The sequence below is a fragment of the Salinirubellus salinus genome, from assembly GCF_025231485.1.
Taxonomy (GTDB): Archaea; Halobacteriota; Halobacteria; order Halobacteriales; family Haloarculaceae; genus Salinirubellus; species Salinirubellus salinus.
The window spans coordinates 1,591,532-1,611,795 of the sequence record NZ_CP104003.1; the positions used below are offsets into that span (position 1 = coordinate 1,591,532).

At 67.8% G+C, this 20,264-nt stretch carries 21 protein-coding genes and 2 tRNA genes; 9 read left to right on the forward strand and 14 right to left on the reverse strand.

What is annotated here, in order from left to right:
* Positions 1 to 46 precede the first annotated feature (46 nt).
* Positions 47 to 640, forward strand: coding sequence for a uracil-DNA glycosylase family protein (locus tag N0B31_RS08810; protein WP_260643496.1), 594 nt, complete (start codon positions 47 to 49; stop codon positions 638 to 640).
* Positions 641 to 802: 162 nt separating this feature from the next.
* Here the strand turns inward: N0B31_RS08810 and N0B31_RS08815 are convergent, their stop codons facing one another.
* On the reverse strand, positions 803 to 1,309 hold the full coding sequence (locus N0B31_RS08815; protein ID WP_260643497.1) for a quercetin 2,3-dioxygenase: 507 nt from the start codon (positions 1,307 to 1,309) through the stop codon (positions 803 to 805).
* Between the two features lie 89 nt (positions 1,310 to 1,398).
* Entirely contained in the window at positions 1,399 to 2,307 is a 909-nt protein-coding gene (locus N0B31_RS08820; protein ID WP_260643498.1) for a haloalkane dehalogenase, read from the reverse strand.
* A gap of 131 nt (positions 2,308 to 2,438) precedes the next feature.
* Here N0B31_RS08820 and N0B31_RS08825 point away from each other — a divergent pair, with 131 nt between their 5' ends.
* Positions 2,439 to 2,732: a MoaD/ThiS family protein gene (locus N0B31_RS08825; RefSeq protein ID WP_260643499.1), complete on the forward strand. Its 294-nt coding sequence runs from the start codon at positions 2,439 to 2,441 to the stop codon at positions 2,730 to 2,732.
* Between the two features lie 38 nt (positions 2,733 to 2,770).
* Complete coding sequence (locus tag N0B31_RS08830; RefSeq protein WP_260643970.1) at positions 2,771 to 3,787, forward strand: MBL fold metallo-hydrolase; 1,017 nt, start codon at positions 2,771 to 2,773, stop codon at positions 3,785 to 3,787.
* A 72-nt stretch (positions 3,788 to 3,859) separates the two neighbouring features.
* Here the strand turns inward: N0B31_RS08830 and N0B31_RS08835 are convergent, their stop codons facing one another.
* The 4 genes from N0B31_RS08835 to tatA (N0B31_RS08850) form a co-directional block, all read right to left on the reverse strand.
* Entirely contained in the window at positions 3,860 to 4,486 is a 627-nt protein-coding gene (locus N0B31_RS08835; RefSeq protein WP_260643500.1) for a hypothetical protein, read from the reverse strand.
* Between the two features lie 241 nt (positions 4,487 to 4,727).
* Positions 4,728 to 4,800, reverse strand: a tRNA-Arg gene (locus N0B31_RS08840).
* Positions 4,801 to 4,965: 165 nt separating this feature from the next.
* Complete coding sequence (tatA, locus tag N0B31_RS08845; RefSeq protein WP_260643501.1) at positions 4,966 to 5,274, reverse strand: twin-arginine translocase TatA/TatE family subunit; 309 nt, start codon at positions 5,272 to 5,274, stop codon at positions 4,966 to 4,968.
* 144 nt (positions 5,275 to 5,418) lie between these two features.
* Positions 5,419 to 5,682 (reverse strand): twin-arginine translocase TatA/TatE family subunit, encoded by a 264-nt coding sequence (gene tatA / locus N0B31_RS08850; protein WP_260643502.1) that lies wholly within the window; start codon positions 5,680 to 5,682, stop codon positions 5,419 to 5,421.
* Positions 5,683 to 5,863: 181 nt separating this feature from the next.
* Here tatA (N0B31_RS08850) and N0B31_RS08855 point away from each other — a divergent pair, with 181 nt between their 5' ends.
* On the forward strand, positions 5,864 to 6,700 hold the full coding sequence (locus tag N0B31_RS08855) for an HD domain-containing protein (protein ID WP_260643503.1): 837 nt from the start codon (positions 5,864 to 5,866) through the stop codon (positions 6,698 to 6,700).
* A gap of 214 nt (positions 6,701 to 6,914) precedes the next feature.
* Positions 6,915 to 8,204: an MFS transporter gene (locus tag N0B31_RS08860; RefSeq protein ID WP_260643504.1), complete on the forward strand. Its 1,290-nt coding sequence runs from the start codon at positions 6,915 to 6,917 to the stop codon at positions 8,202 to 8,204.
* Between the two features lie 65 nt (positions 8,205 to 8,269).
* On the opposite strand, the gene N0B31_RS08865 is transcribed toward N0B31_RS08860, so the two are convergent.
* The 3 genes from N0B31_RS08865 to N0B31_RS08875 form a co-directional block, all read right to left on the reverse strand.
* Positions 8,270 to 8,884 (reverse strand): DUF7504 family protein, encoded by a 615-nt coding sequence (locus N0B31_RS08865; protein WP_260643505.1) that lies wholly within the window; start codon positions 8,882 to 8,884, stop codon positions 8,270 to 8,272.
* The gene (locus N0B31_RS08870; RefSeq protein WP_260643506.1) at positions 8,881 to 9,501 is read right to left on the reverse strand and encodes a response regulator; all 621 of its coding nucleotides are present in this window, start codon (positions 9,499 to 9,501) and stop codon (positions 8,881 to 8,883) included. Before N0B31_RS08870 ends, N0B31_RS08865 begins: the two co-directional genes overlap by 4 nt.
* A gap of 187 nt (positions 9,502 to 9,688) precedes the next feature.
* On the reverse strand, positions 9,689 to 9,835 hold the full coding sequence (locus N0B31_RS08875; protein WP_260643507.1) for a hypothetical protein: 147 nt from the start codon (positions 9,833 to 9,835) through the stop codon (positions 9,689 to 9,691).
* A 54-nt stretch (positions 9,836 to 9,889) separates the two neighbouring features.
* Between N0B31_RS08875 and N0B31_RS08880 the strand changes: the two genes are divergently transcribed.
* Positions 9,890 to 11,131, forward strand: coding sequence for an RNA-guided endonuclease TnpB family protein (locus tag N0B31_RS08880; RefSeq protein ID WP_260643508.1), 1,242 nt, complete (start codon positions 9,890 to 9,892; stop codon positions 11,129 to 11,131).
* Between the two features lie 467 nt (positions 11,132 to 11,598).
* Here N0B31_RS08880 and N0B31_RS08885 read toward each other — a convergent pair.
* The 5 genes from N0B31_RS08885 to N0B31_RS08905 form a co-directional block, all read right to left on the reverse strand.
* A tRNA-Gly gene (locus tag N0B31_RS08885) sits at positions 11,599 to 11,669 on the reverse strand.
* 147 nt (positions 11,670 to 11,816) lie between these two features.
* On the reverse strand, positions 11,817 to 12,482 hold the full coding sequence (locus tag N0B31_RS08890) for a class I SAM-dependent methyltransferase (RefSeq protein WP_260643509.1): 666 nt from the start codon (positions 12,480 to 12,482) through the stop codon (positions 11,817 to 11,819).
* On the reverse strand, positions 12,482 to 14,581 hold the full coding sequence (locus N0B31_RS08895; protein ID WP_260643510.1) for a type II secretion system F family protein: 2,100 nt from the start codon (positions 14,579 to 14,581) through the stop codon (positions 12,482 to 12,484). Before N0B31_RS08895 ends, N0B31_RS08890 begins: the two co-directional genes overlap by 1 nt.
* On the reverse strand, positions 14,581 to 16,314 hold the full coding sequence (locus N0B31_RS08900; RefSeq protein ID WP_260643511.1) for a type II/IV secretion system ATPase subunit: 1,734 nt from the start codon (positions 16,312 to 16,314) through the stop codon (positions 14,581 to 14,583). The genes N0B31_RS08895 and N0B31_RS08900 overlap by 1 nt, the downstream gene beginning before the upstream one ends.
* A 127-nt stretch (positions 16,315 to 16,441) precedes the next feature.
* Entirely contained in the window at positions 16,442 to 16,981 is a 540-nt protein-coding gene (locus tag N0B31_RS08905) for a DUF7549 family protein (protein ID WP_260643512.1), read from the reverse strand.
* A 118-nt stretch (positions 16,982 to 17,099) separates the two neighbouring features.
* On the opposite strand from N0B31_RS08905, the gene N0B31_RS08910 reads away from it, so the two are divergent.
* From N0B31_RS08910 to N0B31_RS08920, 3 genes are all read left to right on the forward strand, one after another.
* Entirely contained in the window at positions 17,100 to 17,558 is a 459-nt protein-coding gene (locus tag N0B31_RS08910; protein ID WP_260643513.1) for a DUF5793 family protein, read from the forward strand.
* Positions 17,559 to 17,639: 81 nt separating this feature from the next.
* A complete protein-coding gene (locus N0B31_RS08915; protein ID WP_260643514.1) occupies positions 17,640 to 19,010 on the forward strand; it encodes a phosphohexomutase domain-containing protein in 1,371 nt (456 codons plus the stop codon).
* A gap of 66 nt (positions 19,011 to 19,076) precedes the next feature.
* On the forward strand, positions 19,077 to 20,234 hold the full coding sequence (locus N0B31_RS08920; RefSeq protein WP_260643515.1) for a BMP family lipoprotein: 1,158 nt from the start codon (positions 19,077 to 19,079) through the stop codon (positions 20,232 to 20,234).
* Positions 20,235 to 20,264: the final 30 nt, after the last annotated feature.

The following is a 20,264-nucleotide window of genomic DNA, read 5'->3' on the forward strand; positions in this document are numbered from 1 at the left end:
GCGCGAACTGACCGACTTTTTGCCGGGCGGCCCCTACCGCATCACTGTGGAGAACGTCACGGACCGGACGAGCAACCCGTTCGGGATGCGGATACCGGGCGGCGCGGTGTACGGCTACGGCGACGTGAACGCGGACTTCCACGTCGTCGGCGACGGTCCCCTGTGCCACGGTGGACTCACGACGGGCGTGCCGTTCACGGACTCCGTCGCCGGCGTCCGCCTCCAGCGTGTCCTCGCGGCCGTCGGCCTCGCCGCGGAACCGTACGCCGAGCGTCCGCGCCTGTCGAACGCCTACCTCTCGTACCTCCACCCGACCGTCGACGCGAGCGCGGTGGCCGGCGACCCCGAGCGGTTCCTCGACGCCGAGTTGCGGGCCATCAACGCCCACATCCTCCTCGTCGTGGGAGACCGCCCACTCGAGTACGCGCTCCGGGAGCACACGAGCCGGTGGAACGACCTGCCACACGACGCGAGCGCCCTGCACGCCACGGAGGTCCGGGGCCGCGGCTTCCTCGTCGTCCCCGTCGCCGACCCGGACGAGTGGACCGCGAGCGACGAGCGGACGCTCACCGAGACGCTGTCGCGGCTGCTGGACTCGGACTACCGGCAGACGAAGGGTGTGGCGACGACCGTAGGGTGAGGCCGGACTGGCAGGCGGACTCGACCGTGGGGTGAGGGCTGTCGCGGGGCGTGACGGTGTACCCCGTACCGCGATTCGCCGGGCCGTTCGGCTCGATAGAGACGAGTACGGCACCGACGGGCTGCTCGACTCGACACCCCACGACAACGGAGACGGACGGGCCTACGCTGCGTCCTCCACGAGCGGCGAGGGGCCGAGGATCTCGAGGTCGTACGTCTCGAGGTACCGGCCCAGCCGCTCCTGCATCTCCTCGGTCGGTGGGTCGGCCGGGGGCGCGCCGTAGCCCTCGATGTCGAGGCCGATGTCGGCGAAGAACTGTTCCTTGCCGCCCTCGCGAACGTCCAGCCAGCGAGAGCCGTCCTCGTCGACGCGGAAGGCGTGCGGGACGCCGTGTGGGGCGAACACGGTGTCGCCCGGTCCCGCGACCAGGTCCTCGCCGTCGACGTGGAAGGTCACCTGCCCCTCGACGACGTAGAACAGTTCGTCGTCCGAGTGGTGGACGTGGAGCGGGGTCGCCATGCCCGCGTTCGCGCGCTGCTCGACGAGGCCGAACGAGCCGTTGGTCTCGGCGGCCGTCGCCTTCAGGATGGCGAGCCCGTTGAAGATGTTGTAGGTCTCGCCCTCGTCGGCGTGGCGGATCATCGGCTTCGCGGTCTGTGTCTTCGACATGACGCCGTTCTGGATGAGCGGGGCAGAGCAAAGCCGTAATTCACCGGTTTCGGACGTTCCGCCCGCCGAGTGGTGGGCGTCGAGTCGGCTCAGGTCCGGTCGACGAACTCGACGATGTGCTCGGCGATGGCCTCACCGGCGTCCTCCTGCAGGAAGTGCATCGCCCCTTCGACCCAGACGTCCGGCTGGTCGCTGGCCGTCGGGATGAGGTCACGGAGCGGGTCCCGGTTCCCGCGGGTGATTGGGTCCGAGTCGGCGAACAGGACGAAGGCGGGCTTCTCCCACTCCTGTAGCTCCTTCGCCGCGCGCTGGGTGTGCTCGGCGCCGTCGCCGCCGCCCTTCCGCGGGACCATGTCGGGGAACTCGCGGGCGCCAGCCTTCGCCGCCTCGGTGTGGAAGGGCGCCTCGTAGGCTGCCAGTTCCGCGTCCGAGAGCTCCGTCGCGGTGGCGTTCTGGATGAGCATCCCGATGGGGAGTTCCTCGACCCGTTCGACGAACGAGCGGAACTCCTCCCACGCCTCGGGCATCTCCTGTCGGCCGGAGGGGACGCCGGTGTTCATCGGGACGAGGCGGGCGAACCGCTCCTCGTTGGCGGTGGCGTACGGGAGTCCGAGGATGCCACCCCAGTCCTGACAGACGAGGGTGACGTTCGAGAGGTCGAGCTGCTCGACGAACGAGTCGAGCGCCCGGTAGTGCAGCTCGTAGTCGTACGCCTCGCGGGAGTCGTACTTGTCCGAGCGGCCGAACCCGAGGAGGTCGGGGACGACGACGCGGCCACGCTCGCTGAGACCGGGGATCATCTTCCGGTAGAGGAACCCCCACGTCGGCTCGCCGTGGAGACAGAGGAACGTCTCGTCGCCCGCCCCCTCGCCCTCGACGTCCACGTAGGCCATCTGCGGCGTCTCGTCGCGGCCCACGTCCACCTCGAGGAACTGGGGGTCGTAGTCGTAGTCCGGCACGTCGGCGAATCGCTCCTCGGGGGTGGTGAGCAGTGACATCCGTGGCGGTCAGTCCGCCGGGGGCCTGAAAACTGTTTGGCCCTCGTACACCACTGCTTTACGATGGTAGGCCCTACACGGCTGACGTTTCCACGGGTAACGACTTTACCCCCCACCCCGTACGGCTTCCCATGCGAACCGAGTTCGTCCTGCGTGGGACGCTGGCCGACGCCGTCGACGCCGGTGCCGAGGCCGTCTCGCTCGAACGCGACGTCGCCGGCGAGACGGTGGGCGCCGCCGTCGAGACGCTGACCGACGCCTATCCGGCGCTCGAACCACTCGTCCTGGACTCGAAGGGGAGACTCCGGGCACACCTCGCGCTCCGGCGCGACGGCGAAGACGTCCGGGACGGAGCGTGGCTGGCGACGCCGCTGGCTGCCGGCGAGCGACTGGAACTGGAACCTGGCACGAAGGGGGGCTGTTGATGCGGGTCGACGAGTACGACCCACGCCTGCCGTTCGCGATGGGCCACGTCACCCTCGGGAACTTCGCGTTCGAGGGGCTGAACAACTGCTACGTCCTCGGGCTGGAACCGGACGCGACGACCACGCTGGTGGACACCGGCGACGCCTACCCCGCCACCGAGGCGGAACTCCGTGACGGCCTCGCCGACCTCGGTCTCGAGTTCGCGGACGTCGAGCGCGTCTTCCTCACCCACTGGCACGAGGACCACACCGGCCTCGCCGGCACGGTACAGGAAGAGAGCGGCGCGAGCGTCCACGTCCACGAGGCAGACGCCCCGCTCGTGTCGGGCGACGAGGACGCGCGAGCCGCGATGCGCGAGCGGATGGAGAGCATGCTCGCCCGCTGGGGGATGCCCGATGCCTCGCGCGAGGAACTGCTGGGGTTCATGGACGGCACAGAGGCCAGCGGCGACCCGCCCGAGGTGACGCCGTTCGCCGGCGGCGAGCGATTCGACCTCGGGTCGGTCACGCTCGAACCGGTCCCTCTACCCGGTCACGCCGCTGGCCTCTCCGGCTTCACCCTCGAGAGCGACCGGGGGACGGAACTGTTCAGCGGCGACGCACTCCTGCCGTACTACACCCCGAACGTGGGCGGCGCCGACGTGCGCGTCGAGGGGGCGCTGGCGGCCTACCTCGAGACCCTGACCGGCATCGTCGAGGCCGACTACGCACGGGCGTGGCCCGGCCACCGCGGCGCCATCGTCGACCCGGCCGGTCGCGCCGCCGACATCGTCGCCCACCACCGCCACCGGACCGAGCGCGTCGTGGACGTCCTCCGTGACGGGCCGGCCGACCCGTGGACCGTCTCCGCGGAACTGTTCGGCGACCTCTCCTCGATACACATCCTGCACGGCCCGGGGGAGTCGCACGCCCACCTCGAACACCTCGAGTCGGCGGGCGTCGTCGCCGGCAGCGGCACGCCACGCGAGTACGAACTGGTCGAGCCCGAGCCGGATCTCGACGCGCTCTTCCCGGACGTGGGCTACGCGCCCGAGGAACTGGTCGCCGACGACTGACGACCGGCGGAAGCGATTCGGTGGAGGACGAGAGAGGAACGAGCCGAGCGGAGGGAGCGGGGCCGACCGCGGTCAGTCGCTGACGGCGTTCTGCAGCCGGACGAGCAGTTCGACGCGGAGGTACTGGCTGGCGGTGAACAGCGCGACGCTCCCGACGAACGCCAGCGTGGCGACGCTGTTGACCGAGAGCCACTCGACACCCGTGGCGGCGAACGGGCTCCGTCCCATCGTCTGGACGTAGGCCTCCACGAGTTCGACCCCGCCGAGACCGATGGAGGTGAACAGGAGCGTGAGGAGGATACCCATCCCGCCGGTACCGATACCGAGCAGTGAGGCCACCTCTTCGACGTTCAGCAGGGTGTCGGCCTGCCGCTCGGTCATCCGTCCCTCGAGCCTGACCCGGAGGACGCCCACGGTCGTCAGCACGATGCCGCCGACCAGCACGACGGTCCCGCCGACGAGGCCGAGCACGACCACCTTCGGCGCGCCCGTGACCGGGAGGAGTGCCCGCACGTCGGCGGGGAACACCGCCATCAGCGGGAGGAGGAGCGCCAGCCCGAACAGGAGGACGCTCTGCCACCTGAGTTTGGTGTGGATCGGCTGCTTGAACAGGCCGTGACGCGTCGCTCGGAGCCGGTCGTAGTGTGATTCACCCAGCAGGGCGGCCGTCACGGAGTCGGGATAATCGTCGTCTCTCATCTACGGGTCACGCTCGTGGTCCACCCTTCGATTACGAATTTCCGGACAAATACCTTCTGTTGGATACAGCATCTGCGTGGTCGCTCCGACCCTCGGCGGATGCCCGGCGGGACGTGTCCAGTCGGTCTGGTGACGGGGATCGGCGGTCCGCTGTCGCTGGACGGAGCACGGGCGTGACGGGAGTGAGCCGAGCGCCGCGAGGCGAACTACGTCACGCCTGCGAACGAGCGTAGCGAGAGAGCGGGCGTGACGGGATTCGAACCCGCGATCGAGAGGTTAGGAACCTCTCGCCCTGTCCACTAGGCCACACGCCCTGCCGGTGGTACGCCGAACCGTGAAAAACCGTTTTCGCTCCGTCTGGTCTCCGGGAGGGTCCTCGACGGCGCGGCCGCCGGCCATCGACGGGTGACGCCTCGGCAGGCGAGTGCCCTCGCTCGAGGGGACAGATAACGGGAGAGAAGCCGGCGGTGGCCGTCCGTTCAGTTGCTCTTCTCGGTCTCGGCGTCGGCGATGTCGGCCGTCTCCGACTCGGTGTCGGTCGACTCCGTGGCCGGCTCGCTCTCGACGTCGGCCTCCGAGGCCTCCTTGTCCTTGCCCTTGCGCATCTCCTCGAGTTCCTGTTCGACCTCCTCGCGGCCCTTCTGGAACTCACCCATCGCCTCACCCGTCGAGCGAGCGAGCTTGGGGATCTTGTTCGCGCCGAACAGCAACACGGCGATGAGCAGTATCACCAGCAGCTCCGGCCCACCGGGGATGCCAGGGAACAGGGGAACGAGTGCTCCGTTCATCTCTACCGTTCGTAACGTACATTCGATTATAGGCTTTTTCCTCCGGTCTCGGCCGTGACCGCCGGACGTGAGGGTCCTCGCCGCCGGCTGTGGGGAGCGTGGTCGTCGAAGGAGTAGTCGTGCCGGCGGACCGCGCCGGTCGCGTTACGAGGACTCCGGTTCGGCGTCGCGCGTGCGGGTCTCGTCGCTCTCGGCCTCCTCGCCCGCATCGCGGCCCTTGCGCATCTCCTCGAGTTCGCTCTCGACCTCCTCGCGGCCCTTCTTGAACTCGCCGAGCGCCTCCCCGGAGGACCGGGCGAGCTGCGGGATCTTGTTGGCGCCGAACAGCAACACGGCGATGAGCAGTATGACGAGTAGTTCCGGTCCACCGGGGATACCCGGGAACAGCGGAACGATGGTTTCGAACATCTACTCCGACCTGAGGAGTGTCCACTTGTAGGCCTTTCGCAGCGGATGACTGTCCGACTCTGCCGCAACCTTCTTGCGAACCATCCCGGGCTGGAGAGTGTCCGGCTCCGACCACACGAGCCAGGACGACGACGGCGCTGCCGTCACCCCTACTTTTCACGCTCGGCGCCCACCGGAAGGTATGAGCGACACCGGGACCGAGCGCGAGACCGACACGGGCAACGGCGGCCACTACTACCGTCCCGAGGCCGACCACGCGTTTCCCGAGGAGAAGGTCAACCGCGTCATCGAGCACATCGAGACCGACGAGGAGGTGACCGCCTACCTCGAGGCGCAGAACGTCAACCCCGTCCAGCGCAAGGGGTACAACGACCACGGCACCAAGCACATCGAGATCGTCAGCAACCGCGCGCTCTGTCTCTACGACCTGCTGAAACGGGGTGGCTGCGAGTTCAACGGCGCCGCCCAACAGGGGCTCGAGGAGGCCGACGAAGCCGTCATCGTCTACCTCGCGGCGAAGATACACGATATCGGCCACGTCGTCCACCGCGACGAGCACGCCTACTACTCCATCCCGCTGGCGGCCGACCTCCTCGACCGACTGCTCCCCGAGATGGGCTACGACACCGCCGAGACCGTCCGCCTGAAAGGGGAGGTACTCCACGCCATCCTCTGTCACCACACGGAGGAGGACCCGCTGACGAAGGAGGCCGGGGTCGTCCGCGTCGCGGACGCCCTCGACATGGAGCGCGGCCGCTCGCGCATCCCCTACGAGAAGGGTGGCCGTGGCATCAACACGCTCTCCTCACAGGCCATCCGCAACGTCTCGCTCCACCCCGGCGAGGACCGACCCGTCCGCGTCGAGATCGAGATGACCGACGCCGTCGGCGTCTACCAGGTGGACGAGCTATTGAAGTCGAAACTCCACAAGTCGATGCTGGAAGAGGAGGTACGCATCGTCGCGCTGAACGTGAGCCAGAGCGACGGGGAGCGGTTGGTGGAGCGTATCGAACTGTAGAACCAATCGTTTCCGCTCGGGTGCACCTCCGGCGCACCGCTCGCGCAACACTTTGGATTCAAAAGGCGGCGCTCGCTTCGCTCGCGCCGGGTAGGTGTGCCAGCCTCTCCGCAACCGCGTCCAGCACAGCCCTGCCACCCCGAACCCCGCTACCACACCCCGACCCGTTCCGGGAAAGCCGAACCTAAATACGGCACCCCCGCACCTGTCGCCAATGGGTTCGCTGTCCCTCTTGCGTGACCGGGAGTTCCTCGCGCTGTCGGGGACGGCGTTCGCCCGCGCGCAAGCCTACTCCACCATCGCCATCGCGCTGGCACTCTACGCCGAGCAGTTCGGCACCACGTCGACGGTCGAGGGACTGTTCGGGACGGCGTTCGCGCTCGCCCAGCTGGTCATCGTCCTCCCGCTGGGCCGCAAGATCGACACCGGGAACGCCAAGCGCTACCTGCTGGCGGGACTGGTGCTCAACGTCCTCGTGTTCGTCGGCTTCGTCTTCGTCGGCAGCGTCGAACACGTCATCCTCGTCCGCGTGGTGCAGGGCCTCGGTGCGAGCCTGCTCTGGATAACGGGGAGCACGGTCGTCGGCGAGATATCCCCCGACGGCGAACGCGGCCAGTGGCTCGGGACCTACAACCAGGTGGGCGCGTTCTCCTCACTCGCGGGCGACCTCGTCGGTGGCGCGCTGCTCGCGCTCTACGGATTCACGCTCACCTACGCCGTCCTCGCCGCCGTCACCGTCGGCGCCGCGTTGCTCGTCCTCCTCGCCCTCCGGGAGAATCCCGGCGGCCGCACGGACCCCGAGGAGGCAACCGGCGTCGAGACCATCCGGAACCTGCTGGGTCGCCGTGCCATCCGGGCGCTGGTGACCTTCCGTCTCGGCCTCTCGTTCGGGAAGATGTGCGTCATCCTCTTCCTCCCCATCTACGCCCGCACGGCGTTCGGGATGAACCCCTTCCTCGTCGGCGGCATCCTCGCCGGCGGCAAGGTGACGAAGGGGCTGACCCAGGGCTACGTCGGCACCCTCACGGACCGCCTCGGCGGGAAACACCGCTTCGTCGCGGCCGGCGCACTCCTCTACGCCGTCGGCACGGCGCTCATCCCGCTCGCGGAGGTCGGTGACCGCTTCTTCCCAGCCGTCACGCTGACGCTCCCGCCCGGCATCGCGACCGGGACGGTGACGCTCGTCCCCGCGTTCTTCGTCCTGTTCGGCGCCTACGGCGTCTGTGGGGTCGCCGACAGCATCCGCCTGCCCGCGAGCATGGCGCTGTTCGTCGAGGAGGGTGAGGAGTTCGACGCCGTCGCCGGCAGCATGAGCCTGCGCTCCATCGCGTGGAAGGTCGGACAGGTCACCGGCCCGGTCACGGTAGGGGCGGTCTGGGACGCCACCGACGTGACGACGGCGTTCGTCACCGCCGCGGCGTTCATCGCCGTCGCCACCGGCGTCTTCGTCCTGCTCTACCGCGGGGTCACGGCGCCGGACGTGGTACCCACGCCGGGGGACTGACCCGCCCGTGACCACCGTCGGCGCTACCGCTGGCGAGTCGCTCCCACACGCCACGGTGCCACCGACTACCCCTTCGTGAAGCCCGTCCCCCGGAGGTCGACCGTCTCGTCCTCGTCGACCCGTGCCTCGCAGTCGAAGATGGCACGGACCGTGTTCACCGTCTGGTCGTCGTGCATCCCCGGTTCGAGCGTGAACACGCCGAGCAGTCCGCCCGAGCGGATACGCGAGGTGAACACGTGGAGGAACCGGAACACCGTCTGCACGTCTGCGTACATCAGCAGCGTCGACACCGAGACGAGCCCCACCCGGATGCGGTCGCCGCTGCCGGCCTGCTCGAACCGCTGGGCCAGTTTCGCGAAGCCGAGACTCATCCCGGTGAGGTCGCCCGGCGACCCCAGCCGTTCGACCGGGAGGCCCTCGGGGACCGGCATCGAACTCCCGCTGGCGTCGACGATTCCCAGCCTGACGGTGGTGTCGACGCCACGCTCGCCGAACCAGTCGACGGCGCTGGCCGCGCCGTCGTTCGTCGAGATGAACACCACCGTCTCGGAGCCGGAGATGTCGTCCAGCACGTCGAGGGCCGCCTCGCGGCCCGCGCCGACGGGCCCCGTGACGAGCAGACTGCTCCCGTCGTCGAACCGGACCGTCGAGTCGGCCAGCCCCTCGACCACGTACGTCATCGGCCGTCCTCCCTCCCCCCGGGCCGCCGGTCGTCACCGTCCTCGTCGCGGTTCTCGATGTCACGGACCATCGCCACGAAGTCGCCACTCCCCATGTCGGGGAGCGTCTCGTCGAGCCGGGCACGGAGGCCGTCGATACGTTCGGTCAGGTCGGCGTACTCCTCGCTCGTCTCCAGTTGCTCGACGGACTTCGCCGACTCCAGCGCCGCCCGTTTCTCCACACACGCGTAGAACTCCTGTTCCAGTCCCGCGAACGACGAGCGTGAGACGAGCCGGTCGACCGTCTCCACCAGTTCCTCGCGGTCGACGGGCTTCGTGAGGTAGTCGTCGAACCCCATCGTGATGATGTCGAAGTCGGGCTCGACCGCCGTCACCATCGCCACGCGGGGTTCGAACCCACGCTCGCGGATGGCCGCCAGCACGTCGTCACCCGACATCCCCGGCATCAGCCGGTCGAGCAACACGACGTCGACGTCCTCGTCGAGTTGCTCCAGTGCACTCTCACCGTTCTGCGCGGTGCGGACCTCGAAGCGGTCACCCAACCACCGGGCGTAGATCTCGATGAGTGGTGCCTCGTCCTCTACGACGAGCACCGTCGGAGGGTCCGCCTCAGCCATTTCGTCACATCATTGATTGGGTCAGGGGATAGGTATTGTGTTCGAGTCGAAGCGGGAGCGGCCAGGCCGAATCAGCGCTCGTCGTCGTCGTCGCTCTCCAGGCGCACGTCGTACGTCTCCCTGTCTTCGTACAAGGAGGGAATCCCAGCCTGAAGGCCTGGAGGGAATTCGACACCTACTGAACTAACTACGCCTCGTCGCTCGGTTGGGACTCCAACGTGCGTTGGGCCTTCAGCAACATCCCTTTCCACGTAAACCCGTAGTGGTCTTTCGTCTCTTTCAACGACTCGTACTGCTCCTCGTTATCGAACTCGATCTTTACGTACTTCGTCATACATGATGTTACATATTAGTTATGTTTAGGTGTGTCTGATTCGTACAGGGTACTGTGTCGGCAACCGCGAACAAGACGCTGGAAGCCACGCTCGCCCCACCCACGCGGTGCAAAGAGCAACGCCTCCAGCAAACCCTCACCGAGTACCGAGAGGCACTCCACGAGGCGTTCGACAACGGTTGCACGACGATGAGCGCCACGAACGACGTGGTGACACCGTACAACTTGCCGTATCAAGCGAAAGACGCCCTCAAATCCTACGTCCCCAAACTCCACAACACGTACAACGCCAACGAGTTAGACGGCGAACACCCTCTCCGATTCGTGAACCGAGCCGGGAAGTTCGACCTTGACACCGAGCGTGAGCACGAAATCTGCTGGAACGTTCCGCAACCCGGTCGCGGAACCAACTTCTGGATACCACTCCGACTGAACCCAGACCAGCAAGAATTGTGGGGGGAACTGCTCGATGACGAGTCGAGTACCAAAGTAGGCGAACTTCGCTTGCAGAGACACCGGAAGACGTGGACGCTCCACGTTACCGTCGAATACGAAATCAAGGACACCTCTGAACTCCCCGAGAATCCGACTCGGGTTGGATTCGATATTGGCGAGTCGATGTTGGTCACGGGCTGTGCCCTCCAACACGACACTCCCACCAAACCACTGTTAATCAACGGGAAGGAAGCCAAACGACTCCGCAAAGAGATGTTCACGACCCTGAAACGTCTTCAAGAAAGAGACGCTTCCGAGTGGCGTATCGAAGAACGCTTCTCGTACCACCAGAACCGACTCACGGACATCATCGAGAAAGCATCTCGTGAGTCCGTGGAGTACGCTCGCCAATTCGAGAATCCTGTTATCGTGATGGAAGACTTAGCGTTCATTCGAGTGTCGTTGGACTACGGGAAGTACATGAATCGACGCCTGCACTCGTGGGCGTTCGCTCGCTTGCAGGGCCGTATCGAGGACAAGGCCCGAGACGCCGGAATCCCAGTCCGGTACGTCCACCCGCAGTACACCTCGAAGACGTGCCACTCGTGCAAACGCATCGGGTATCGGCCTCGGCAAGCCGAGTTTAGGTGCAAGAACCCAGCGTGCCGCGTATCGACGTTCCAAGCGGATATTAACGCGAGTGCGAATATTGCACGTCGCGTAGACCCGTGGGGAGAGAGTCTGCCAGTGAAACAGGTAGGCGATGACTCGCCTCGGGATGGGAGCCGTTGTGACACGGCCACAGTCCACCGTGAGACGAGCGCACCAGCGCAAATGAACCTCACGACGCATCAGGACTGAAATCTTCAGGCGCTCGGCCTGAGTCCCCGTGTCGGGGAAGCCCCGTCGTTTATAACGGGGAGGGATGTCACATATGCGGGTCCGCGTGCGGCCCACACACGAACCGCGCCCACCCCGCTCGTTGGCACTCATCTGAACCTGGACGTGCTCCCGAGTCTGTCGATCACACACTGCGGACGGTATCAGACGCGAAACCGTGCACGAACGGCTGGCTCCGATCGTGTCATTGCGCGCGCGGAGAGTTCACCGAGCGACGAGCAGAACGAGTCCATCGGAAGTGCGCCGGCCGGGACTGAGCGAACGCGCAGCGTTCGCGAGGATCGGGCGGCGCACGACCGCTATAGAGTGCGCCGGCCGGGATTCGAACCAGAATCAGACGTGCTCGCTCGTCCCTCGCGGCGCGCGACTGATAGGGTTCAAATCTCTCTCTGGCGCAGAAACGTCTCTCACGTTTGTTCGAGACGGTATGCGCCGGCCGGGATTTGAACCCGGGCCATGAGCTTGGAAGGCTCAGGTCCTGCCACTAGACCACCGGCGCTCACTCGCTCACTCCGTTCGCTCGTTCACGCCGGGGTTCGCGAATCCGTGGGATTCGCTCACCACCGGCGCTCGTCTCCCAGACGGAGAACCGAACACCCGGAGCGTACTCCCGCCTACCCCCGCCCCAAGTATGTGCGTTTCCCTTCTACGTTCGCACCCGCGCGTAACAGTTCCCACTGGAGACCACGCTCGACACGACGGTCAGCCCGGCCCGTTCGAGGTCCGCATCGAACTCAGCCGGGTCGTAGATGTGGTAGAACCGTCCGACCGTCTTGCCGTCCGGGAGCGTCCAGTCGACGGTCGTGTCGAACCCCGCGTCGTGGTCGACGAACCGATCGTGTTCGGTGCTCCACGCGCTGACGAGCGCCCGGCCGTCGGGCGCGAGCACACGACCGAGTTCACGGAGGCTCCGGACGCGCAACGCGCGGGTCGGGAGGTGATGGAGCGTCGCGACGTACACCGCGAGATCCACGCTGTCGTCGGCGAGCGGGAGGGTGGCGGCGTCACCGACGACCGGGTCGAACGCGGCCGCCCAGCCCCGCTCGCGGGCCCGCGCTCGCGCCAGCGCGACCAGCGAGCGACTGGCGTCGACTCCCACCACGCGAGTGACGTGCTCGGCCAGCAGTTCGCTGTGGCGACCGTTGCCGCACCCGACGTCGAGTCCGGTGGCGGCGCCGTCGCTGGCGTCCTCGACGAAGTCGACGACCTCGGGCCACGCGTACTCGCGGGTGGCCGCGAACCCCTCTGCGATCTCCTCGTAGGTGGCCCTGACCCCCGAGCGGGTGGGGTCGGCCGGTGAATTCCCCGCCATCAGCCGACGAACTGGAGGCCACTGAACAGGAGGAACACGGTGTAGGTGATGGCGAGCATCACCGTGGCGTGTTTCGCACCGTCCTTGATGCTCCCGTTGCCCATCTGGCCGCCGACCAGTCCGGAGAGGGTGGACTGGATGAGCGCCGCGTGGAAGAACGTCAGGCGGTACGACTCGGTCCCCTCGTTGCTCACCTGCAGGAACCCGGTCGCCCCTGTCTCGGGGAGGTTCGAGGCGTCCGGCAGGTTCGGGATGAGCACCGTGTCGATGGCGGCGATGACGACCACGAACACGATGAACGCGACGTAGATGACGACGAGGTAGGTGAGCATCTCCTGTCTGCGCTGGCGTTTCAACTGTCGGTCCGACCGGGCCTGTTCCGCGGCGATGCGCACGACCGGTGCGATCTCGTTCGACGCCCGCATCGCGTTGTTGATGAGGGTCACCGTCCGGGTCACGGAGGGTGTCTCGACGCGTTGCTGGAACCGGGCGAGCGCCTGTTCGACCGTCGCCCCCCACTGGATGTCGCGCCAGATGCGCTCTGCCTCCTCGTCCAGCTCGCCGATGTCGGTCCGCCGGACCCGGTCGAGCGACGAGACGATGGAGACGCCGGCCTCGTTGAGGCTGGCGAGCCGTTCGAGCAGGTCGGGGAGGCTCCCCTCCAGCCGTTCGAGTCGGCGCCGACTCACCTCGTAGACGACGGCGTAGGTGGCGAGGACGAACAGCGTCGCGTGGACGAGCACGTCGTCGAACACCCGGAGGTCGAACCCGGCGCCGAAGACACCGGGGAGCCGCAGCAGTACGTACCCGACGGCGAGCGGCACGGTGACGAACAGTATCAGTTCCGGCCGGACGACGAGTTCATCGATGGGGGAGGTGAGGCTCCGCCGGACCTGTTCGACGCGCTTGAACCACGCGAGCCGACGCCGGTTGGCCGCGTCGTCCGTCCCGTCGAACGCCACGGTCGAGAGGCCACCGTCGGCCGCCACCGCCGCCGAGGTCGTCGGCTCCAGCGAGAGCCGGTCCGCACGGACGTTCGTCCCACCGGCGTCGAGCCCGTCGCCGGTGTCGCGGGTCGCCTTCAGCGGCTGGGTCACCTCCGCGAGGTACGCCACGAACACCACGTTCGTCGCGGGCAGGACGGCGTACGTGATGAGCTGGACGAGCACGAGCGTGTCCCCGCTCGTGATACCGATGACGAACAGGATGGTGATGAGGAACAGCATCCCGGCGACGACCACCGTGACGTACACCTCGGCGGCCGTCGCCAGCAACTCGAGTATCTCCTCCTGCTGCTCTTCGGCCTGCTCGCGGTACCGCCGGTACTCCTGCCCGAGGAACTCGGCGAAGTTGCGGCCGGACTGGAGTACCGACGAGAGGTTCTGCATGAAGTTCCGCAGGTTCTCGCTCGGCGTCCGCCGCGAGGTCTGTCGCACCGCCGTCACCACGTCCGTGCCGAACAGGTCCATGTCGCGGACGCCGACGGCCATCTCCTCGGCGCCGGCCCCGAACACGCCTTCGTTGCGGGCGAGTGACTCCATCACGTCCGGGATGGACATCCCGCCGCGCGCGAGAGCGTAGATGAACGCCACCATCCGCGGCATCGAGGCGTCGATCTGCCGGCGACGGGTGTCCGCCTGGAACGACGGGAGTTGCCACCGGACGAAGTAGACGACGAAGAACGAGAGGACGCCGAGCAACAGGGCCGTCCCGCCGAGGATGGCGGCCTGCTTGGCCGCCAGCGTGAGGAACCCCTCCGGGACGGGGTCGGCGAACCCCGACGGCACCCGGTTCGAGAACCCCTCGACCCCGAGGACCTGGATGAGGAACGCGCCGACGTACGCCCCCACCACCGCGCCGACGAACCCGCCGACGGTGCCGTAGAGGTACGTCTTCGCGGCGTAGATGCGGTACGGCGTCCCGATACCCGCACTCCGGAGCGCACGCTGGCGTCGGTCGTCGGCGCTCGCCTCCGCGTCACCGAACAGGCGGTAGGCGACGCTCGTGACGGCGATCTCGACGGTCCGACTCGCGGGTTCCAGCGCGAGCACCGCGACGAGCGCCAGCGCCAGTCCCAGCGGGACGAACTCGAGGACCATCAGTCGAGTCCGGCCCCCGCTTCGGCCTCCGAACCGACCCCGTCGTCACTCCCCGACTCCATCCCGGCGAGCGGCCCGTCGGCCGCCGCCTTCGCCCGCTCCATCACGCCCTCCGGGTCCGCGTAGTAGCGGTTGATCATCGCCGTGAACTGCCGGTACTGCGTGATGTCCTGCTGGCTGAGGAAGTCGAGGAACCGCTTGCGCCGGCGGAACTCCTTCAGCAACTCGGTCTGTGACCAGCCACGCTCCTCGCGGATCTCGTCCAGCAGGTTCCGGTTGCCCTCCCGGACCGTGTCGTCGGCCGCCCGCCACTCGAACGCGGTGGCGTAGTCGAGTTCGCCCGTCCGCTGGTCGATGCCCTCGATCTCGGCGATGGCGTCGGCCCGTCGGACCCGCTCGCCCTCGAACCGCGCGAGCGTCTGGACGCAGAGCACGTCCAGCGACTGGACCATCGGCCGCGGGACGTTGATGGGTTCGTTCTCGAGGCGGTTGATGACCGTCTGCACGGAGTCGGCGTGCATCGTCGACAGCGTGGTGTGGCCGGTGTTCATCGCCTGGAACAGCGTGATGGCCTCCTTCCCGCGCACCTCGCCGACGAGGATGTACTCCGGCCGGTGGCGCAGTGCCGACCTGAGGAGGTCGTACATCGTCACGTCGGCCGCCTCGTCCAGTCGCTCGCGGGTGACCGCGGAGAGCCAGTTGTCGTGGTAGAGCGAGAGTTCCCGCGTGTCCTCGATGGAGATGAGCTTCGAGCGCGGGGGGATGAACATCGAGATGGCGTTCATCGACGTGGTCTTGCCCGAGGCGGTACCGCCGGCGAAGATGATGTTCTTGTTGTGCTCGATGGCCATCCAGAGGTAGGCCATCTGTTCGAGGTTGTAGGTGCCGAAGTCCAGCAGGTCGATGGGGGTGAACGGCTCCGCGGAGTACTTCCGGATGGTGAACGCCGACCCGCGGGGGGTCACCTCCTCACCGAGCGCGAGTTCGGCGCGCGAGCCGTCCTGCAGGGTCGTCTCGACGACCGGGTTCCCGACCGAGATGTGCCGGCCGGACTGCTGGGCGAGTTTGATGACGAACGAGTCGAGTTCCTCCTCCTCGTCGAACTGGACGCTGGTCTCGATGTCCTGGTACTCGTCGTGGTAGGCGTACAGCGGCAGCGAGTAGCCGTCGCAAGAGATGTCCTCGATGTTCGGGTCGTGCATCAGCGCGTCTATCTTCCCGAACCCGCGGAACCGGCGGTTGAGGTAGTAGAACAGCGTGTAGAACGTGGCGGTGTCGATGCGGACGCCGTACTCCTGGAGCCGGTCGCGCAACTCCTCCTTCAGCGTCTGCTCCGGGTCACCGTCGAGCCCCTGCTTGAACAGCAGCGGGTCGCGGATGTCGTCGTAGAGCGTCTCGAGCAACTCCGCGTCGAACTCGGAGAGCGAGGGTTCGACCACGTCGTAGTAGTGCTCGTTCTCCTCGTCGTCGTAGGTGATGGAGGCGTACGCGAACGGCGCGTTCAGCCAGTACCGGTCCACCTCCTCGTGTCCCGTCGGGACGTCGGACTCGACGAGCGGGGCGTCCTCGAGTGGCGCGTACGGCCGGAGTTCGACGCTCGACCCGGTGAGCATCTCGACGAACCGGGAGAGCCGGTCGACGAGTCTCGACCGCTCGTCGTCGCCCCCGGTGGTCGCATCCCCGTCCCCCGCCGCCCCGCCGTCGTCCGGCGTTCGTGGTTCCTGTTCGGACATCGTGGTCAGCCGTCACCGCCGACGGTCGTTGGCTTCCTTACCGACTGCCGACGTATAAATGTCCCTCCGAGTTCGGCCGAAGCGACCGGACACGGGGCCGCTACCGCCCGAGCCTACCGACGCCCGCTCACTCCGGGGTCGCCGCGGCGTCCGTCTCCTCGGGGTCGTCGGGTGCCCGCTCGACGACCAGCAGGAGGTACCCCAGCGCCAGCAGGAAGAACACGCCGATGGGGACGGTCAGACCGACGTAACTGGAGACCACCAGGACCGAGGCCAGCCCGAGGACCAGTCCGGTCGCCAGCAGGAGGACCGCCATCAGGCGGACGGGGTCGATGGCCAACCTCGCCTCGAGTCGCTCGTCGAGGGCGTAGTAGCCGACGCTCAGCACCAGCGCCAGCACGAACACGCCGGCACCGACGAGCCAGACGGTGTAGGCCCGCTGGACCGCTCCGGACTCCCGTGCGACGGCCCGCAGGACCGTCTGGAACGGCTGTTCACCCTCGAGCGAGAGGTTCAGCGTGAACTGGAAGAGGAACAGCGGGAACCGGAGCACGACCAGCGTGACGGGGCCGGCCTGCGCGAACGACACCGACCACGGTAGCAGGGCCGAGAGCCACGCCGAGAGGACGGCGAACTCGCCGGCGTACTCCGAACGAACCCAGACCATACCGGGTGGCCGCGAGCGCCGCGCCTAAAGCTATCGACTACCGGGCGGGACCCCGCATCGTCCGTCGCGGTCGTCACGTTCAAGCACGAGCGTCACCAAGTGAAAGTTACACAAGGGTATGAGGCGTGACTACTTCACCCTCGACGTCTCCAACGTCGACGGGGAGGCCGAGACGGCTCCGGTCGTCCGTATCGACTTCGACGGCCCGAGCGAACAGCTCACCGACCGACTCACCGACGACGCCGGGGACCTTCTCACGGCCGAGGAACTGGACGTCGCCTACCGACTCCACGGCCCGGTCAACGACGAGGACACCACGGGCGTCGTCGCGGTCACCAACCGCGTCACCGGGGAGTTCATCCTCGAACTCAACGCCGACGCGCGCGACGTCGTCCGGTTCGTCGACGCCGCCCGTGCCTACGGGAAGACGACGGACACCGACACCCGTTACGTCGTCGAGGTGGCCGTCGACGGCGACCCGCTCGGCGAGTACGAGAAGTCCACCTTGCTGGTCTACGACCCCGAGGGCGGTCTCCTCCGACAGCACAGCCTCATCCCCAGCGGCGTCGAACTCTGAGCCGGCCACGACGCTTCTCGCGGACACCCGCACCGTCCAGCGACCGCTGATACCTAAGTACCCGCCCGACGGAGTCCGCGTATGGAACTGTTCGGGACCGCGGGTATCCGCGGTGACGTGCGTGAACGGGTGACGCCGGGGCTGGCGCTGCAGGTGGGGCGAGCAGCAGCAGCCGACGCGGCGGCGGCCGGGGACCACGAGTTCGTCGTCGGCCGCGACGGCCGGACCACCGGGTCGGCGCTGGCGGCCGCCGTCGAGGCGGGCCTCACCGCGGGTGGCGCCCGCGTCGTCCGCGTCGGGCAGGTGCCGACGCCGGCGCTCGCCTACGCGTCGCGTGGCCGACGCGGCGTGATGGTCACGGCGAGCCACAACCCACCGACGGACAACGGCCTGAAACTGTTCGTCGACGGCGAGGAGTACGACCGGGACGCCGAACGTCGCGTGGAGGCCGCAGTCGAGCGTGACGACCCGCCCGCCGAGTGGGTCGACTGGGCCGGCAGCGAGCGGTCGTCGGTGCTCCCCGAGTACCGGGAGCGCGTCGTCGAGTACGCGAGTGGCGTCGGTGCGCCGCTCGATGGCCTCCGCGTGGCCGTCGACTGCGGCAACGGGATGGCCTCGCGGGCCACGCCGCAGGTGTTGCGGGCGCTCGGCGCGGACGTGGTCGCGCTGAACGCCAACGTCGACGGCCACTTCCCCGGCCGGGAGTCGAAACCGACACCCGAGAGCCTGCGTGACCTCCGGGCGTTCGTCCGGGAGGGTCGCGCCGACCTCGGCTTCGGGGCCGACGGCGACGCCGACCGCATCGTCGTCGTCGACGCCGAGGGCGAGGTGGTCCACGAGGACACCGTCGTCGCCATCCTCGCGGAGTCGTACGTGCGCGCGAGCGAGGCGAGCGACCCAGTCGTGGTGACGACGCCGAACGCCTCGGGCCGCATCGACGACCGGGTGGAGGCGGCGGGCGGCCGCGTCGAACGGGTTCGCCTCGGGGCGCTCCACGAGGGGATCGCCGCGGCCCGCGAGGCTGGCGAGGAGGGGACCGAGGTTGCGTTCGCGGCCGAGCCGTGGAAGCACGTCCACACGCAGTTCGGGCCGTGGATCGACGGCGTCGCGAGCGCCGCCGTGTTCGCGCGACTCGTCGCCGCGTCCGGGCTGGACGGCCTGCGCGAACCGATCGTCGAGCGGCCCTACCGGAAGGTGAGTGTCGAGTGTCCGGACGACGCGAAGGCGGCGGTGATGGCCGACCTCGGCGAGCGTCTCCCCGCCGCGTTCCCCGAGGCGAGCGTGGCGACGGAGTACGGGGTCCGCCTGACGTTCCCGGACGCCTCCTGGGTGCTGGTCAGGCCCTCCGGTACCGAACCGTACGTGCGGGTGTACGCCGAGGCAGACGAGGTGGACGCGCTGGTGAGCTCGACGACGGAGACGGTACGGGCGGCGGTCGAGTCAGCCGACTGACCCAAACGCCCGGAAACCGGTGGCATCGGTGTCTTTATGCCCGAATCGTGTGCAACGGACACCTAGATGCGCCTCAATAGACGGCGGTTCGTCACGGGCATGGGTACAGGGGCTGGAATCGCGCTCGCGGGCTGTGTCGGCGGGCCGCAGGACTCCGGCGGGGACGACACGCCGACGGACGACGGTAACGGCGACGGCGGCGACGACGAGGAGAGCACGCCGACCGCCACGCCGATGGACCCGGTCAACGTCGGGATGGTGTACGCGACCGGTGGCCTCGGCGACGGGTCGTTCAACGACCAGGCGCAGACCGGTATCATCCAGGCCGAGGAGGAACTCGGCATCCAGTACTCCGAGGCCCAGCCCTCGGAGGTCTCGGAGTTCGCCAACCTGCAACAGCAGTTCGCCTCCTCGGAGGACCCCACCTACGAGCTGGTCTCGTGCATCGGGTTCCTGCAGACCTCCGCGCTCGCGCAGAACGCGGCGGACTACCCCGACCAGAACTTCATGATCGTCGACAGCGTCCCGACGACCGAGGACGGCGAGCAGTTCGGCAACGTCGCCTCCTACGTCTTCGCCGAGCAGGAGGGGTCGTACCTCGTCGGCCAGCTCGCGGGCCTGCTGACGACGCAGTCGTTCTCCGCGGGGGCCGGGTCCACGCAGTCCGACTCCACGAACGTGGGGTTCGTCGGCGGCGTCGAGTCACCGCTCATCCGGCGGTTCGAGGCGGGCTACATCGCGGGCGTGCAGGCCGCGAACGACGACGTGGACGTCCAGACGAGCTACGTCGGCGACTTCAACGACCCGGCCGGCGGCCGCGAGGCCGCGCTGGCGATGTACAACTCCGGCGCGGACATCGTCTACCACGCCGCGGGGAACACGGGCACCGGCGTCTTCCAGGCCGCACAGGACCAGAGTCGCTTCGCCATCGGTGTCGACTCCGATCAGTCGCTCACGCGCTCGTCCTACGCGGACGTCATCGTCGCGTCGATGGTCAAGCGCGTCGATACCGCCGTCTTCGAGGGTGTCTCTTCGGTCGTGAACGACGAGTTCGCCGGCGGCACGACGCAGGCGCTCGGTCTCGCAGAGGACGGCGTCGGCATCGTCTACGGCGACCAGATCGGCGGCGACGTCCCGGATGACGTCGTGAGCCAGATCGAGGAGTCCCGGCAGGCCATCGTCGACGGCGACGTCGAGGTCCCGACGGACCCGTCGAACGTCTGAGACGGCCCGACAACTCGAATCGAGTCGACA

What these genes read in the sequence shown, in the direction of transcription:
- N0B31_RS08815 (WP_260643497.1), bottom strand. Translation starts at nt 1,309, where the DNA reads ATGTCGAAGACACAGACCGCGAAGCCGATGATCCGCCACGCCGACGAG.
- N0B31_RS08820 (WP_260643498.1), bottom strand. Translation starts at nt 2,307, where the DNA reads ATGTCACTGCTCACCACCCCCGAGGAGCGATTCGCCGACGTGCCGGAC.
- N0B31_RS08825 (WP_260643499.1), top strand. Translation starts at nt 2,439, where the DNA reads ATGCGAACCGAGTTCGTCCTGCGTGGGACGCTGGCCGACGCCGTCGAC.
- N0B31_RS08830 (WP_260643970.1), top strand. Translation starts at nt 2,771, where the DNA reads ATGGGCCACGTCACCCTCGGGAACTTCGCGTTCGAGGGGCTGAACAAC.
- N0B31_RS08835 (WP_260643500.1), bottom strand. Translation starts at nt 4,486, where the DNA reads ATGAGAGACGACGATTATCCCGACTCCGTGACGGCCGCCCTGCTGGGT.
- tatA (WP_260643501.1), bottom strand. Translation starts at nt 5,274, where the DNA reads ATGAACGGAGCACTCGTTCCCCTGTTCCCTGGCATCCCCGGTGGGCCG.
- tatA (WP_260643502.1), bottom strand. Translation starts at nt 5,682, where the DNA reads ATGTTCGAAACCATCGTTCCGCTGTTCCCGGGTATCCCCGGTGGACCG.
- N0B31_RS08855 (WP_260643503.1), top strand. Translation starts at nt 5,864, where the DNA reads ATGAGCGACACCGGGACCGAGCGCGAGACCGACACGGGCAACGGCGGC.
- N0B31_RS08860 (WP_260643504.1), top strand. Translation starts at nt 6,915, where the DNA reads ATGGGTTCGCTGTCCCTCTTGCGTGACCGGGAGTTCCTCGCGCTGTCG.
- N0B31_RS08865 (WP_260643505.1), bottom strand. Translation starts at nt 8,884, where the DNA reads ATGACGTACGTGGTCGAGGGGCTGGCCGACTCGACGGTCCGGTTCGAC.
- N0B31_RS08870 (WP_260643506.1), bottom strand. Translation starts at nt 9,501, where the DNA reads ATGGCTGAGGCGGACCCTCCGACGGTGCTCGTCGTAGAGGACGAGGCA.
- N0B31_RS08875 (WP_260643507.1), bottom strand. Translation starts at nt 9,835, where the DNA reads ATGACGAAGTACGTAAAGATCGAGTTCGATAACGAGGAGCAGTACGAG.
- N0B31_RS08890 (WP_260643509.1), bottom strand. Translation starts at nt 12,482, where the DNA reads ATGGCGGGGAATTCACCGGCCGACCCCACCCGCTCGGGGGTCAGGGCC.
- N0B31_RS08895 (WP_260643510.1), bottom strand. Translation starts at nt 14,581, where the DNA reads ATGGTCCTCGAGTTCGTCCCGCTGGGACTGGCGCTGGCGCTCGTCGCG.
- N0B31_RS08900 (WP_260643511.1), bottom strand. Translation starts at nt 16,314, where the DNA reads ATGTCCGAACAGGAACCACGAACGCCGGACGACGGCGGGGCGGCGGGG.
- N0B31_RS08905 (WP_260643512.1), bottom strand. Translation starts at nt 16,981, where the DNA reads ATGGTCTGGGTTCGTTCGGAGTACGCCGGCGAGTTCGCCGTCCTCTCG.
- N0B31_RS08910 (WP_260643513.1), top strand. Translation starts at nt 17,100, where the DNA reads ATGAGGCGTGACTACTTCACCCTCGACGTCTCCAACGTCGACGGGGAG.
- N0B31_RS08915 (WP_260643514.1), top strand. Translation starts at nt 17,640, where the DNA reads ATGGAACTGTTCGGGACCGCGGGTATCCGCGGTGACGTGCGTGAACGG.
- N0B31_RS08920 (WP_260643515.1), top strand. Translation starts at nt 19,077, where the DNA reads ATGCGCCTCAATAGACGGCGGTTCGTCACGGGCATGGGTACAGGGGCT.